The following is a 14,203-nucleotide window of genomic DNA, read 5'->3' as shown; positions in this document are numbered from 1 at the left end:
CGCCACAAGCACTGACAAGCACGACGCAAGACAGAGGACAACTTGAGGACCAGCGAAAGCCTGAAAGCTCAAGGCAAGAGCATCAAGCGGACGGTATTGACGGGAAGTCTCTTACGGAGTTGTTAGCCCTCTGCTGGCAAAGCCGCAGAAGGCACTGTCCCGCTCTTTGCTTTGTTGTGTGACAACGCATAGCTAGCGTATGAGAACCAGCCGAAGGTAATGATTACGGCAAGGCGTTGCGTGAGGCCGTGAAACCCGTTTGGATCGAAGCGAGTAATTGTGGCCCAGAAATAGAAAAGCGTGATCACTGCAGCCCACATCGAAACCACGCGAGTTGTTTGCGTTTGCTGAGATGCGTGAAGCTCAGCGACAAAAAAGACCGGAGTGAGGACGACAGAAAAACCAATGGCATACATGCCATGCAGCGGACTCCCCATAGGGAAGATCCCGTTGCTAAGCATGCTTACACCGAACACGATTGAGGTGCCGGCAGTAAAGGCAAAGCGTCCGGACGGATGCCCGATGAGTCCGAGGGCGAATATGATGACCGACACCCCAACGATGATTGCTAGCACACTTTCAAGGACCGCTGGATAGCCCGCAAGCAACCCAAGCTCACTCATTTGCTGAGATGTTGAGGAGTACCCGTGGACCGTCAGGCCGACCAGCATGAGGGCCAGCATGGCGCCAATCGGGAATAACATCGCCTGCTTTACTGCCAAAGTACGCATCCATAAGCTCCGTTTGTCGGATGATTGAGGGCTAACGCTTATTCGGCCTCATGGTGAGGCGTTGCACCGAGTATTGCGCATCTGGTGTGTGCCTACAATCAGGCAATTCCTACATTGGAACAAGCGATTGCCTTATTCGCTCGCTCTTCGGGTGCCCGTAAGCTGTCGGTGTTATGCGGCACATGGAGGGTGTATGAGTTACATGGGGCAGGATGCCGGTGTAAGGGGTTCGGCCAGACGCCGGCCGAGGTTGCTGGACCAGGTTCGCCAATGCATGCGGGTGCGGCATTACAGCTTGCGCACGGAGCAGGCGTATGTGGCATGGATTCGGCGGTTCATTCTTGCCAACCACAAGCGCCACCCGCGCGAGATGGGTGGTGCGGAGGTCGAACGTTTCCTGACCTCCCTGGCGGTCGAGGGCCAGGTCGCGGCGGGTACACAGAACCAGGCCCTGGCGGCCTTGCTGTTTCTGTACAAGGAAGTGCTCAAGCAGGAGCTCCCATGGATGGAGAACGTGGTGCGCGCCAAGCGGCCGCGACGCCTGCCGGTGGTACTCACGCGTGACGAGGTACACCGCTTGCTGGCACAGCTGGAAGGCAGGGACTGGTTGATGGCCGGCCTGCTTTACGGCGCGGGCCTGCGGATGATGGAGTGCCTTCGGTTGCGCGTAAAGGATGTGGATTTCGCGCGCCATGCCATCACGGTGCGCCAGGGCAAGGGCAACAAGGATCGCCTCGTGCCCCTGCCGCGTACACTGTCCGGTGCGATCGAAGACCAGATGGCGGCTGCACGACTGTTGCACCGGTCGGACCTTGCGGCCGGGTTCGGGGCCGTCCACCTCCCGCATGCGCTGGCACGCAAATACCCGAATGCTGCGCGTGAGTGGGGCTGGCAGTATGTTTTTCCGGCGACACACCGCTCGCCGGATCCACGCTCAGGCGTGGAGCGGCGGCATCACTTGCACGAGACGGTGCTGCAACGGGCCGTGAAGGCAGCCCGCAAACGGGCAGGTATCGACAAACCTGCGACCTGTCATACGATGCGGCATTCCTTTGCAACGCACCTGATGGAGGATGGTCACGACATCCGTACCGTGCAGGAACTGCTGGGACACAAGGATGTGGCGACTACGCAGATCTATACCCACGTCCTGAACCGCCCGGGCCTGGGCGTGCTGAGCCCGTTGGACCGTGCCTGAGCGCGATATGGTTTCGCGTTCCCGGCGCCTCGGCGATACTGGCGCGATGAATGACTACGACGAGGTGGCCGGCCTGCTCGGCGCGGACGGGCCGTTTGCGCGCGAGGTGCCCAATTTTGCGCCGCGCGCGGCGCAGCAGGCGATGGCGCGCGCGGTGGCCGAGGCGATCGAGCAGCGCGAAGTGCTGGTGGCCGAGGCGGGCACCGGTACCGGCAAGACCTTCGCCTACCTGGTGCCGGCGATGCTGTCGGGCAAGCGGGTGATCGTGTCGACCGGCACCAAGGCGCTGCAGGACCAGCTGTATTTCCGCGACCTGCCGCGGGTCATGGCCGTGCTCGATGCACGCGTCAAGGCCAGCCTGCTCAAGGGTCGGGCCAATTACCTGTGCCTGTACCGGCTGGACCAGACGGTGCGCGAGGGCACGTTCACCAGCAAGGACGAAGCGCGGCAACTGGCCATCGTGCGCGCCTGGTCGGCGCGCACGCGGCGCGGCGACCGCATGGAACTGGCCGAAGTGCCGGAGGAGTCGCCGCTGTGGCCGCGCGTGACCTCCACGCCGGACAATTGCCTGGGCAGCGAGTGCCCGTTCTTTGACGACTGCCATGTATTCCGTGCGCGGCGCGAGGCGGCGGATGCGGACGTGGTGGTGGTCAACCATCACCTGTTGTTCGCGGACCTGGCGCTGAAGCAGGAGGGCTTTGGCGAGATCCTGCCCGGCGCGCACGCGTTCATCCTGGACGAGGCGCATCAGGTACCGGAGCTGGCCGGACAGTTTTTTTCCGTAAGCGTGAGCGCGCGGCAGCTGGACGAGCTGGGCAAGGACGCGCTCACCGAGGGCGGCACTGTGACCGGCGCCACCAGCGTGCTGCTGGAGCCGTGCGAGGCGCTGCACAAATCGGTGCGTGAGCTGCGCCTGGCGATGGACCGGCTGCCGCAACGCGGTGCCTTCGACGCCGCCTTGCGCCACGACGCGGTGCACGAGTCACTGGCGGCGCTGCGCCGGACCCTGGGCGACCTGGCCGACGTGCTGGCTGGCCAGGCCGAGCGTTCACGCGGGCTGGCCAACGTGCACGAGCGGGCTGAAGCGCTGTGCGGACGGCTGGAACGCATCGACGAGCACACCGGCGCGGGCGAGGTGCGCTGGTACGAGACCACCGCGCGCACCTTCACGCTGCACGCCACGCCGCTGGATCTGGCCACGCCGATGCAGGCGCTGCGCGAGGCCGCGCAGGCAGCCTGGATCCACACTTCGGCCACGTTGTCGGTGGCCGGTGACTTCGGCCACTTTTGCGGCCAGCTGGGTCTGGTTGATCCGGTCGAGATGTCGCTGGAGAGCCCGTTCGACTACACCCGCCAGGCGCTGTGCTATCTGCCGCCGGATCTGCCCGAACCGCGCAGCGAGGACTTTACCGCGAAGGTGGTCGAGGCGGTGTTGCCGGTGCTGGAAGCGTCCAACGGGCGCGCGTTCCTGTTGTTCACCTCGCACCGCGCCTTGCAGCGCGCGGCCGAGTTGCTGTCCGATCGCGTGCCGTGGCCGCTGTTCGTGCAGGGGCGTGCGCCGCGCCACCAGTTGCTGGAGGACTTTCGCCATTCCGGCCACGGCGTGCTGCTGGGTGCGGCCAGCTTCTGGGAAGGCGTGGACGTGGCCGGAGAGGCGCTGAGCGTGGTGGTGATCGACAAGCTGCCGTTCGCCGCGCCCGACGATCCGGTGCTGCAGGCGCGCCTGGAGGCAATGGATCAGGCCGGCGTGAACCCGTTCATGGGCTGGCAGGTGCCCACGGCGGTGATCGCGCTGAAGCAGGGCGCGGGCCGGCTGATCCGCGACGTGCACGACCGCGGCGTGCTGGTGCTGTGTGATCCGCGATTGCGGACCAAGGGCTACGGCAAGCTGTTCCTGGCCAGCCTGCCGCCGATGCCGCGCACCACGGCCTTGGCCGATGTACAGGCATTTTTTGGCTGAAGGTCCTGCTTGCTTGCAAAGTGCGGTTCAGTGGCGTGTGTTGGGTTTGGTGCGCGCCGTGGATCTTTCACGCGCCTGCGCTGTGGTCGCCACCGCAGGCTTGTCATGCCATCAGGGGAGGACGGGGGGTTGAGTGTTGCGGGCAGCGTCATGGTTTGACCATCGCGCGGCCTCAGGTGTGCCCCATCTCTGCCCGATGGGCATGTTGTGCTGGGCACTGCTGCCAATGCGAGAATACCGCCATGAACCTGCTTGCCCTGGAAACCGCCACCGAATCGTGTTCCGTCGCCCTGTTGCGCGGAGAGGACCTTTTCGAGCGCAGCGAGATCGCGCCACGTCGCCACGCCGAGCTGGCCTTGCCGATGGCCGAGGCGGTGCTGGCCGATGCCGGCCTGCGACGCGCGGACCTGGACGGTATTGCCGTCGGTCGCGGGCCGGGCTCGTTCACCGGGGTGCGGCTGGCGGTGTCGCTGGCACAGGGCTTGGCGCTGGCGCTGGATCTTCCCGTGGTGACGGTGTCCTCACTGGCGGCGTTAGCGATGGAAGCGCCCGTCGATGGTGGCCCTGTACTGGCGTTGATCGATGCGCGCATGGGCGAGATCTATGCCGGCGCCTTTGCGCGCGATGCCCACGGCCTGCTGCGCGCCATGGACGAGGAGCGCGTGTGCGCGCCGCAGGCGCTGACCGTGTCGGACATCAGCGGCGGCTGGCACGTGGTCGGGACCGGCTGGGGCGCGTATGCCGAGGTGCTGCAGGCCAGGATCGGCACCCCGCGATCGGCCAGCTCCGAGCGTTATCCGCAGGCGCGTCATGTGGCGCATCTGGCGGCGGCGCGGTTCGCCGCAGGCGAGTCGCTGGTCGCGGAACAGGCCTTGCCCGTCTACCTGCGCGACAAGGTGGCCAAGACCCTCGCCGAGCGGCGTAACCCGTAGCCCGGATAAGGCCAAAGGCCGCATCCGGGAGGGGCGCGGTGCGGCCCTTCGGTGCATGTGGTTGGTGCGGTTGGGTTCCCCGGATGCGCTGCGCTTATCCGGGCTACGGGGAGGTAGCCCGGATAAGGCCAACGGCCGCATCCGGGAAGGGGCGCGGTGCGGCCCGTCGGTGGATGTGGTTGGTGCGGAGAGGGTAGCCCGGATAAGGCCAACGGCCGCATCCGGGAGGGGCGCGGTGCGGCCCGTCGGTGGATGTGGTTGGTGCGGTGGGGGTTCCCCGGATGCGCTGCGCTTATCCGGGCTACGGGGGGGCCAACGGCCGCATCCGGGAAGGGGAGCGGTGCGGCCCGGCGGTGGATGTGGTTTGTGCGGTGGGGTCCCCGGATGCGCTGCGCTTATCCGGGCTACGGGGTGGGGGTGTAGCCCGGATAAGGCCAACGGCCGCATCCGGGAAGGGGCGCGGTGCGGCACGGTGGTGTTTGTGGTTTTTGCGGGGGTTCCCCCTACGGGGCTACGGGGTGCGCTGGCGAAGGATGCGCAGGAGCGCCAGCCAGACCGGCAACGCAAGCAGGATCCATGGCAGGTTGCGCTGCGTCAGCAAGCCGCCGAGGTTGCACGCCAGCGCGGCCAGCGCCAATGCCGTGACGAGCCATGCCAGAAGATGCGCGCGTCGCGTGACCTGCGCACGCCAGACCGCGGGCAGCAAGCCCCATGCCAGCGGACTGAACAGTAAAAGGTTGGCGTTGGCCCAGCCGGCACGATGGGCGGTCACGGTCCACAGGGCCAGCATGAACAGGCCGGCCAGTCCGGCCAGCAGCAGCCACACCGTGGCCAGCGTGCTGCCGCATAACCGCACGGTGCGGCGTCGGGATCGCGCGCTGACCAGCAGCAGCACGGCAATCCCGGCGCCGGTCAGCAGCATCGGCAGGCGCAGGTCCGGCGGCTGCGCCGGCGGCGGCGTCAGTTTCGAGTGCGCCAGCAGGGTGTCGTCGGCCACCAGGGGCCGCAGGCCACCATGGCCGTCGTCGACGCGCACGCTGGCCACTTCGCGTGAAAGCACCGTGGGCAGGAAACTGCCTTGCCAGGCATTCAGGGGCTGGTCCGCGTAGTGGCTCAAGCCCAGGTCCAGCAGCAGCATCAGCCAGGGCTGGTTGGCCATCAGGCGATCGGTCTGCTGGCGGTAGGTCAGCGGTTCGGAGCGGTGCACCAGCGTGCGCTGCAGCTGGCCGCCAAGCACGCGGTCGAGCGCGTCGCGGACCTTGGTGGCGCAGTTGCTGGTGTAGTAGTCATAGCGGTAATGCATGTGCTCCGGGCGCAGGTTCCAGAGCAGGAAATCGCGCAGGCGGGCGGCCTGGTCCGGCGTCAGCGCCAGGGTCTGACGACGCACGGAGCGGCCCTGATCGATGTACCAGGCGATCTCGGGACCGCTGCGCTCGGCGTCCATCATGTAGTTCATGCGTCCGCGCGCGAAGTTGAACAGAAAATTGGCCTGGTTGAAGTCGAACACGCCGTAGTTGAAGTTGACGGCCTGGCCGCTGAGCGTGTCGCGGATCTCGATGGCGTCGTGACCGAAGCGCTCCCAGTAGATGGATCCGGGACCGTAGGTGATCAGGGAGACCTCGAGGTCCTTGCCAGGCGCGTTGGCGATGCCGGCACGGGCTACGGGAGCCAGCAGCAGGGCCAGCAGCAACAGGGTCGCAAACGCCAGCCAGCGGCGTTCATGCCCCTGGGTGATGCTCGGGTTGGCCAGGCCCATGGCGAGGTCAGTCCGTATCGTGAGGCAGGACGCGGAACTGGTGCACGCGCCGGTCGTCGGACTGGGTGACGTAGAACAGCAGGCCGTCGAGTTCGGCTTCCTCGCCGGTTTCCGGAAGGTGTCCGAATTCGGCCGTGACCATGCCGCCGACGGTGTCGAATTCCTCGTCGCTGAAGTCGCTGCCCACGGTGTTGTTGAATTCCGCGATCGGGGTCAACGCGCTGACCAGATAGCCGCCTTCGGTGAGCGTCTGGATCATCACCGGCGGGACCTCGTCGTCGTGCTCGTCGTCGATCTCGCCGACGATCTCCTCCAGCACGTCCTCGATGGTGACCAGGCCGGCGACGCCGCCGTATTCGTCCACCACCATTGCCATGTGGTTGTGGGACAGGCGGAATTCGGCAAGCAGCACGTTCAGCCGCATCGACTCGGGGATCAGCACCGCAGGGCGCAGCAGCGCCTGGATGTCGAACGTTTCGCCGTCGCCGAAGTACTTCAGCAGGTCCTTGGCCAGGAGGATGCCGAGGATGTCGTCCTTGTCCTCGCCGTGCACCGGAAAGCGCGAATGACCGGATTCGACCACGGTGTCGATGATGCTCTTGAGCGGCGCGTTGGCCGGGATCATGACGATCTGCACACGCGGGATCATGACGTCGTCGACGTCCAGCTCGGTGACCTTCAGGGCGCCCTCGACCATGCCCAGCGTGTCGCTGGTCAGCAGGCCGTTGGATTGTGCGGCGCGCAGTTCTTGGAGCAGCTCGTCGCGGCTGCGCAGTTCACCGGAAAAAAGATGGCCCAGACGATCCCACCAGGATTTGTGGGTCGGGCCGTGGGTACTTCCTGGGTCCTCGTTCATTGCTCGCTAGCATGCTGCCCTTGGGGCGGGGATTCGAGTTTACCGGAAACCGGGGAGTGGTTCCGAGTCCCGTGCGGGGGCTCAACGGTAGGGGTCTGCAATTCCCAGACCGGCCAGGATCCGCCGTTCCATGGCCTCCATGCGCTGGGCCTCGGCCTCCTCGATATGGTCATGCCCGAGCAGGTGCAGTACCCCATGGATGGTCATGTGCGCATAGTGGTCGCGCGTCGTCTTGTCCTGCTCGGAGGCCTCGCGCGCGACCACGGGGGCGCAGATGACCAGATCGCCCAGCAGCGGCAGATCCACGCCGGGCGGCAGTTCGGCAGGGAACGAAAGTACGTTGGTGGCGTCATCGCGCTTGCGATAGGTGCGATTGAGCGTGCGGCCTTCCTCGGCATCGACGATGCGGATGGACAGCTCCGCCGCGCGGCCGTGGCCGGCGCCGGACAGCGCCGCCTCCACCCAGCGGCGAAAGCTTCCGGCGGCGGGAATCCCGCGCCGGGGCAGGGCGTAATTGACGTGGACCGTGGCCCGCGATGGCGTGGCGCGGGGGTTCACGCGTCGCGGTTCTCGTTGAGGTCGGCCGCCTCGTAGGCGCGCACGATGCGCGCCACCAGCGGATGCCGGACCACGTCGCGCGAGGTGAAGAAGGTGAAGCTGATGCCCTCCACGCCGCGCAGCACCTCGATGGCGTGGCGCAGACCAGAACGCGCGTGGCGCGGCAGGTCGACCTGGGTCACGTCGCCGTTGATCACGGTCACCGAGCCGAAGCCGATGCGGGTCAGGAACATCTTCATCTGTTCGACGGTGGTGTTCTGGGCCTCGTCCAGAATCACGTAGGAGTCGTTCAGCGTGCGCCCGCGCATGTAGGCCAGTGGGGCGATCTCGATGATATTTCGCTCGATCAGCTTGGCCACGCGCTCGAAGCCCAGCATCTCGTAAAGGGCGTCATACAGCGGGCGCAGGTACGGATCGACTTTCTGGCTGAGGTCACCGGGCAGGAAGCCGAGTTTCTCGCCGGCCTCGACCGCCGGGCGCACCAGTAGCAGGCGCTGCACGCGGCCGGCCTCCAGTGCCTCCACGGCGCTGGCCACGGCCAGGTAGGTTTTGCCGGTACCGGCCGGGCCGATGCCGAAGTTGATGTCGTTGGTGGCGATCGCGTGCAGGTAGCGGGCCTGGTTGGGGCCGCGGCCCTTGATCACCCCGCGCTTGACCTTGATCACCACTTCTTGCGCCTCGTCCGCCGATGTCTCGGCCAGCGCGTCGACGCCGGACTCGGACAGGAACAGGTGGATGCGAGCGCCGTTCAGGGACTCCTTTTCGGTGGCCGCGTAGAGCGCGCGCAGCACGTTCTCGGCCGCCTTGATGGCGCTTTCGTCGCCGATCACGCGGAAGATGTTGCCGCGGTTGTTGATCTCCACGCCCAGCCGAAGTTCGACTTGGCGCAGATGCTCGTTGAAGGGCCCGCACAGGTTGGCCAGGCGGGCGTTGTCGTCGTCGGCGAGGGTGAAGTCGCGCTGTTTCAGTTCGGTCATCCGGCGAGGGTAGCGCGCCAGATCAGCCACGGCCACAGCGCATGATGCCGCAGGGCCATGGCATGACTTGCATTAAATTAACCATTGATTTAATTTACGGCCCATGCACAAGTCCACCCCACCATCGCGCCGTCGTGGTCGCGGTGCCGGTCGCCCCGGCGGCGACGAACCGGACCTGCGCGAAGCCCTGCTGGATGCGGCCATCGCGCGTTTCGTCAAGGTCGGTATCGGCGCCGCCTCGCTGCGCTCGATCGCCACCGGTGCCGGCGTCACGCCCGCCATGCTGCATTACTACTTCGGGGACAAGGATCGTCTGGTGCAGGCGATGATCGAGGAGCGTCTGTTGCCCGCCCTGGGGCAGATGGAAGCCCGGCTGCAGTCGGCCGGCAATGACCCGGCGAAGCTGATCGAGGGTTTCGTGCGCGGGATCGGCGATGTGATCAGCTCCCACCCGTGGCTACCGCCGCTGTGGGTGCGCGAGGTGTTGTGCGAGGGCGGTGCATTGCGCGCGGTCATGCGCGAACAGGTGGCGCCTCGGGTCCCGGCCGTGCTGGCGCAGCGCCTGGCCGCGGCGCAGGCAGCCGGGCGCATGCCGGCGGACCTGGATCCGCGACTGCTGGTGATGTCACTGGTCGGCCTGACCCTGTTCCCGGCGGCCGGTGCACCGGTCTGGCAGAAGATGTTCGATGTACAGACACTGCAGCCGGACGTGATGATCGCCCACGCATTGACCCTGCTGTCGCGGGGCGTGCAGTTGGATCTGGGAGGCAGGACATGAGCCGTGCGGATCTGCTGAAAGGCCTATGCGTGGCGGTGGTGAGCACCGCGCTGCTGGCCGCTTGCGCAAAATCCCCGCCACAGGCACTGGGCACGCTCGAATACGACCGCATCACGCTGCCTGCGGTGGTGTCCGAACGGCTGGTCGCAGTGCATGTGCGGGAAGGGCAGCGGGTGCACAAGGGCCAGCTGCTGATGCAGCTCAACCCGGCGCAGGCGCAGGCCGCGCTGTCCGCAGACGAGGCCCGCATCGAGCAGCAGCAGGCGTTGCTGGATGAACGGGTCGCCGGCCCGCGCAAGGAGGACATCGCCCAGGCGCGGGCCAACCTCAAGGCGGCCCAGGCCAGGTCGCGCGAGGCGCGCGCCTACCTGGCGCGGGTCCGTCCCCTGACCGGGGCCGATTATGTGTCCGCTGCCGCGATGGACAGTGCCCGCGCCGCCGCCGGCCAGGCCGATGCCCAGGTGGACGCGGCGCGTGCGGCGCTGGACGTGCTGCTGCATGGCACCCGCCCGGAGCAGATCGCACAGACCCGTGCCGCGCTGGCGGCCGCAAAGGACCAGGCGCAGGCCCAGCGCGTGCTGCTCGACAAGTTGCGCATCATCGCGCCGCGCGATGGCATCATTGACAGCCTGCCCTACCGGCTGGGCGACCAGGCGCCCGTGGGTGCGCCGCTGGCGGTGCTGCTGGTGGGCGCCACGCCGTATGCACGCATCTATGTGCCCGAACCCCGGCGCGCGGCGCTGCACGACGGCGATGCCGTGCGGGTGTACGTCGGCGCGCGTAAAAAGCCGTATGTCGGCCATATCCGCATGATCCACAGTGAACCGGTGTACACCCCTTACTACGCCCTCAACGGCGAAGATGTGGCACGCCTGAGCTACCTGGCCCAGGTCGCGCTGGGCCCGGATGCAGCCGGCCTGCCCGCGGGGCTACCGGTGCGGGTCGCGCTGCCGCAGGACAAACCGTGAGCGAGGCCGCGCAACCGGTCATCCTTGCGCGCGGGCTGACCCGGCGCTTCGGCGACCTGGTCGCAGTCGACCAGGTCGACCTGCAAGTGCCCGGACAGCGTGTCTACGGGTTCCTCGGCCCCAATGGCTCGGGCAAGTCCACCACCATCCGCATGCTGTGCGGATTGCTGACGCCGTCCGAAGGCGACATCGAGGTGCTCGGTCTGCGAATCCCGGCCCAGGCCGATGAATTGCGCAAGCACATCGGCTACATGACGCAGAAATTCTCGCTGTTCGAGGACTTGACCGTGCGCGAGAACCTTCAGTTCATGGCTGCGCTGCAGAGCGTACCCAGGGCGCGTACCAGGGCCCGGATCGACACGCTGATCGAGCAATACCATTTCAGCGACCGGCAGAAGCAGCTGGCCGGTACCCTGAGCGGTGGCCAGAAGCAGCGTCTGGCGCTGGCCGTGGCGGTGATCCACGAGCCGCAGCTGCTGTTCCTGGACGAGCCCACCAGCGCGGTCGATCCGGAGTCGCGCCGCGATTTCTGGGAGAAGCTGTTCGAACTGGCCGACGCCGGCACCACGCTGCTGGTGTCCACGCACTACATGGACGAGGCCGAACGCTGCCATCGCCTGGCGATCCTCGACCGTGGCCGCCTGGTCGGGGACGGCACGCCGGCGCAGATGACCGCGGCGCTGGAAGGCCGCTCGTTCGTGGTCACCGCAAAGGACCCGCGCCGCATCCAGCACGCGTTGTCGGGTTTGCCCGGCGTGCTCAGTGCGGCGCAGATCGGTGCCTCGCTGCGGGTCCTGACCGATGCAGCAGACGGTGCCAGCGAAACCTCGGCGCAGGCCGTGCGCGAGCGCATCGAGTCCACCGTGCAGGGGATCGATGCAGACGCCACGTTCAAACCTGCCGAGCCCAATCTCGAGGATGTGTTCGTTGCCGCGACGCATGACGGACGTTCGCAACGCGAGATGGCGGCATGAGTTGGCGGCGGCTGTGGGCCATCGTGATCAAGGAGCTGCGCCAGTTGCGCCGCGACCGCATCACCCTGGCCATGATCCTGACCATTCCGGTGTTCCAGCTGGTGCTTTTCGGCTATGCGATCAACCTCAACCTGCGCGGGCTGGACGCCGGCATTGCCGACCAGGCGCATACCAGCGCTTCGCGTGCGCTGGTCATGAACATGCTGGCCACCGACGTGATCAAGCCGACCGCACGTGTGGCTACGCCCCAGCAGTTGATGACCCTGTTGCGCGAGGGACGCATCAACGTGGGCATCGTGATCCCACGTGATTTCGAACGCCGCAGGGCGGACGGTCGCCCGGTGGCGCAGATCCTGGTCGACGGCAGCGACACCGCGGTACAGAGTGCGGCCATGCAATTGGCGCAGGTTCCGATCACCGACAGCCGCTTGCCGGACCTTCGCGCGCCACCCAACAGCACCCCGCCGCAGGGACGCATCCGCGTGGTCGCCTTCTACAACCCCGAGCGGCGCTCGGCGGTCAACATCGTGCCGGGTCTGATCGGGGTGATCCTGACCATGACCATGGTGCTGTTCACCGCCATTGCCATCGTGCGCGAGCGCGAGCGCGGCAACATGGAACTGCTGATTGCCACGCCGCTGACGCGCGCCGAGCTGATGGTCGGCAAGGTGCTGCCCTACGTGATCATCGGCCTGCTCCAGACCTGCGTGATCCTGGCGCTGGGCGTGTGGATTTTCGCGGTGCCGGTGCGTGGCTGGCTGCCGGATGTGTTCATGGCCGCGATGCTGCTGATCCTGGCCAACCTTTCCCTGGGGCTGCTGATTTCCACGCGCGCGAAGTCGCAGTTCCAGGCCACGCAGATGATGATCTTCGTGTTCCTGCCCTCGATTCTGCTGTCGGGTTTCATGTTCCCGTTCGCCGGCATGCCGAAGGCCGCGCAGTGTCTGGCCGAGGTGCTGCCACTGACGCATTTCCTGCGCCTGATCCGAGGCGTGATGCTGCGCGGGGCGGGGCTGTGGGAGCTGTGGCCGGACGTGCTGGCGTTGCTTGGTTTCACCGCGATCATGATGACCGTGGCCATCGCGCAGTTTCGCAAACGGCTCGATTGACGACAACGGGCCAGGCGGCCCGTTGCAGGATCAGGCGACCTGGCGGTCGTCATCCAGCGCGACGCGACCGCGCAGCGAGTTGGCCATGGCCTCGGTGATCACCACATCGACGAACTGGCCGGTCATGCGCGTGTCGCCGGGGAAGTTGACGAAGCGCATGTTCTCGGTGCGTCCGGTCATCTCCCGCGAGCTCTTCTTGCTCGGCCCCTCGACCAACACCGTCTGCAGCGTGCCGACCATGGCTTCGCTGATCTTTTTTGCGTGGGCGTTGATGGCCGCCTGCAGTCGGGCGAGGCGTTCATGTTTGATTGCGTCGCTGGTGTCGTCGGGCAGGTTGCTGGCCGGGGTGCCGGGGCGGCGCGAGTAGATGAACGAGAAGCTCTGGTCGAAGCCGATGTCCTCGATCAGCTTCATGGTCTGCTCGAAGTCGTGCTCGCTCTCGCCGGGGAAACCGACGATGAAGTCCGAGCTGATGGAAATGTCCGGGCGCACGGCGCGCAGCTTGCGGATGCGCTGCTTGTATTCCAGCGCTGTGTAGCCGCGCTTCATTGCCGTCAGGATGCGGTCCGAACCGGCTTGCACCGGCAGGTGCAGGTAGTTGGCCAGCTTGGGCACGTTGGCGTAGGCCTCGATCAGCGAGTCGGAGAACTCGACCGGATGCGAGGTGGTGAAGCGGATGCGCCCGATGCCGTCGATCTCGGCAATGGCGTGGATCAGCAGCGCCAGGTCGGCCACCGCGCCGTCGAACATCGGGCCGCGATAGGCGTTGACGTTCTGGCCCAGCAGGTTGACCTCGCGCACGCCCTGTTCGGCGAGCATCGCGACTTCGCCGATGACGTCGTCGAAGGGGCGGCTGATCTCCTCGCCACGGGTGTAGGGCACCACGCAGTAGGAGCAGTACTTGGAGCAGCCCTCCATGATCGACACGAAGGCGGTCGGCCCTTCCGCGCGCGGCGCGGGCAGGGCATCGAACTTCTCGATCTCGGGGAAACTGATGTCGACCTGCGGGCGCCTGTCGCGGCGGCTGGCCTCGACCATGGCCGGCAGGCGGTGCAGGGTCTGCGGACCAAACACCAGGTCCACGAACGGTGCGCGCTTGACGATGGCCTCGCCCTCCTGGCTGGCCACGCAACCGCCGACGCCGATCACGACCTTGTCGTTTTTCGCCTTCAGCTGCTTCCAGCGGCCGAGCTGGCTGAACACCTTCTCCTGTGCCTTCTCGCGGATCGAGCAGGTGTTGATCAGGATGACGTCGGCCTCGTCGGCGTTGTCGGTCAACTCCAGGCCGTGCGACGCCTTCAGCACGTCGACCATCTTGGCCGAGTCATAGGCGTTCATCTGGCAGCCGTGGGTCTTGATGAAAAGCTTGCCGCTCATAGGTGAATCAACAGGTTGGAGGCGAACAG

13 protein-coding genes are annotated in these 14,203 nt (G+C 66.4%); 7 read left to right on the top strand and 6 right to left on the bottom strand.

What is annotated here, in order from left to right:
* Positions 1-122: 122 nt before the first annotated feature.
* On the bottom strand, positions 123-731 hold the full coding sequence (locus tag PF446_RS00440; RefSeq protein ID WP_298068598.1) for a DUF998 domain-containing protein: 609 nt from the start codon (positions 729-731) through the stop codon (positions 123-125).
* Between the two features lie 193 nt (positions 732-924).
* Between PF446_RS00440 and PF446_RS00435 the strand changes: the two genes are divergently transcribed.
* From PF446_RS00435 to tsaB, 3 genes are all read left to right on the top strand, one after another.
* The gene (locus PF446_RS00435; protein WP_298068596.1) at positions 925-1,929 is read left to right on the top strand and encodes an integron integrase; all 1,005 of its coding nucleotides are present in this window, start codon (positions 925-927) and stop codon (positions 1,927-1,929) included.
* A gap of 46 nt (positions 1,930-1,975) precedes the next feature.
* Positions 1,976-3,889, top strand: coding sequence for an ATP-dependent DNA helicase (locus tag PF446_RS00430; RefSeq protein WP_298068604.1), 1,914 nt, complete (start codon positions 1,976-1,978; stop codon positions 3,887-3,889).
* A 242-nt stretch (positions 3,890-4,131) separates the two neighbouring features.
* Complete coding sequence (gene tsaB / locus PF446_RS00425) at positions 4,132-4,821, top strand: tRNA (adenosine(37)-N6)-threonylcarbamoyltransferase complex dimerization subunit type 1 TsaB (protein WP_298068594.1); 690 nt, start codon at positions 4,132-4,134, stop codon at positions 4,819-4,821.
* 511 nt (positions 4,822-5,332) lie between these two features.
* Here tsaB and PF446_RS00420 read toward each other — a convergent pair.
* The 4 genes from PF446_RS00420 to PF446_RS00405 form a co-directional block, all read right to left on the bottom strand.
* Positions 5,333-6,577: a DUF4105 domain-containing protein gene (locus tag PF446_RS00420; protein WP_298068593.1), complete on the bottom strand. Its 1,245-nt coding sequence runs from the start codon at positions 6,575-6,577 to the stop codon at positions 5,333-5,335.
* A 7-nt stretch (positions 6,578-6,584) separates the two neighbouring features.
* Positions 6,585-7,433, bottom strand: a complete 849-nt coding sequence (locus PF446_RS00415; protein ID WP_298068591.1) for a transporter associated domain-containing protein — start codon at positions 7,431-7,433, stop codon at positions 6,585-6,587.
* An 81-nt stretch (positions 7,434-7,514) separates the two neighbouring features.
* On the bottom strand, positions 7,515-7,991 hold the full coding sequence (ybeY, locus tag PF446_RS00410) for an rRNA maturation RNase YbeY (protein WP_298068589.1): 477 nt from the start codon (positions 7,989-7,991) through the stop codon (positions 7,515-7,517).
* Positions 7,988-8,968, bottom strand: a complete 981-nt coding sequence (locus PF446_RS00405) for a PhoH family protein (protein ID WP_298068602.1) — start codon at positions 8,966-8,968, stop codon at positions 7,988-7,990. The genes ybeY and PF446_RS00405 overlap by 4 nt, the downstream gene beginning before the upstream one ends.
* A gap of 103 nt (positions 8,969-9,071) precedes the next feature.
* On the opposite strand from PF446_RS00405, the gene PF446_RS00400 reads away from it, so the two are divergent.
* From PF446_RS00400 to PF446_RS00385, 4 genes are read left to right on the top strand one after another with little or no spacing between them, the layout of a single operon-like run.
* Positions 9,072-9,746, top strand: coding sequence for a TetR/AcrR family transcriptional regulator (locus tag PF446_RS00400; protein WP_298068588.1), 675 nt, complete (start codon positions 9,072-9,074; stop codon positions 9,744-9,746).
* Positions 9,743-10,714: an HlyD family efflux transporter periplasmic adaptor subunit gene (locus tag PF446_RS00395; protein WP_298068586.1), complete on the top strand. Its 972-nt coding sequence runs from the start codon at positions 9,743-9,745 to the stop codon at positions 10,712-10,714. The genes PF446_RS00400 and PF446_RS00395 overlap by 4 nt, the downstream gene beginning before the upstream one ends.
* A 20-nt stretch (positions 10,715-10,734) precedes the next feature.
* Complete coding sequence (locus PF446_RS00390; RefSeq protein ID WP_298068600.1) at positions 10,735-11,688, top strand: ABC transporter ATP-binding protein; 954 nt, start codon at positions 10,735-10,737, stop codon at positions 11,686-11,688.
* Entirely contained in the window at positions 11,685-12,797 is a 1,113-nt protein-coding gene (locus PF446_RS00385; RefSeq protein ID WP_298068584.1) for an ABC transporter permease, read from the top strand. Before PF446_RS00390 ends, PF446_RS00385 begins: the two co-directional genes overlap by 4 nt.
* A gap of 30 nt (positions 12,798-12,827) precedes the next feature.
* Here the strand turns inward: PF446_RS00385 and miaB are convergent, their stop codons facing one another.
* The gene (gene miaB / locus PF446_RS00380; protein WP_298068582.1) at positions 12,828-14,174 is read right to left on the bottom strand and encodes a tRNA (N6-isopentenyl adenosine(37)-C2)-methylthiotransferase MiaB; all 1,347 of its coding nucleotides are present in this window, start codon (positions 14,172-14,174) and stop codon (positions 12,828-12,830) included.
* Positions 14,175-14,203 lie beyond the last annotated feature (29 nt).

Source organism: Oleiagrimonas sp. (genome assembly GCF_027858935.1).
Lineage (GTDB): Bacteria > Pseudomonadota > Gammaproteobacteria > Xanthomonadales > Rhodanobacteraceae > Oleiagrimonas.
This window is presented reverse-complemented; position numbering and strand designations above follow the sequence as displayed.

Bases quoted from the DNA above. Each gene is read 5' to 3' on its own strand.
- PF446_RS00440 (WP_298068598.1), bottom strand. From the start codon at position 731: ATGCGTACTTTGGCAGTAAAGCAGGCGATGTTATTCCCGATTGGCGCC.
- PF446_RS00435 (WP_298068596.1), top strand. From the start codon at position 925: ATGAGTTACATGGGGCAGGATGCCGGTGTAAGGGGTTCGGCCAGACGC.
- PF446_RS00430 (WP_298068604.1), top strand. From the start codon at position 1,976: ATGAATGACTACGACGAGGTGGCCGGCCTGCTCGGCGCGGACGGGCCG.
- tsaB (WP_298068594.1), top strand. From the start codon at position 4,132: ATGAACCTGCTTGCCCTGGAAACCGCCACCGAATCGTGTTCCGTCGCC.
- PF446_RS00420 (WP_298068593.1), bottom strand. From the start codon at position 6,577: ATGGGCCTGGCCAACCCGAGCATCACCCAGGGGCATGAACGCCGCTGG.
- PF446_RS00415 (WP_298068591.1), bottom strand. From the start codon at position 7,433: ATGAACGAGGACCCAGGAAGTACCCACGGCCCGACCCACAAATCCTGG.
- PF446_RS00405 (WP_298068602.1), bottom strand. From the start codon at position 8,968: ATGACCGAACTGAAACAGCGCGACTTCACCCTCGCCGACGACGACAAC.
- PF446_RS00400 (WP_298068588.1), top strand. From the start codon at position 9,072: ATGCACAAGTCCACCCCACCATCGCGCCGTCGTGGTCGCGGTGCCGGT.
- PF446_RS00395 (WP_298068586.1), top strand. From the start codon at position 9,743: ATGAGCCGTGCGGATCTGCTGAAAGGCCTATGCGTGGCGGTGGTGAGC.
- PF446_RS00385 (WP_298068584.1), top strand. From the start codon at position 11,685: ATGAGTTGGCGGCGGCTGTGGGCCATCGTGATCAAGGAGCTGCGCCAG.
- miaB (WP_298068582.1), bottom strand. From the start codon at position 14,174: ATGAGCGGCAAGCTTTTCATCAAGACCCACGGCTGCCAGATGAACGCC.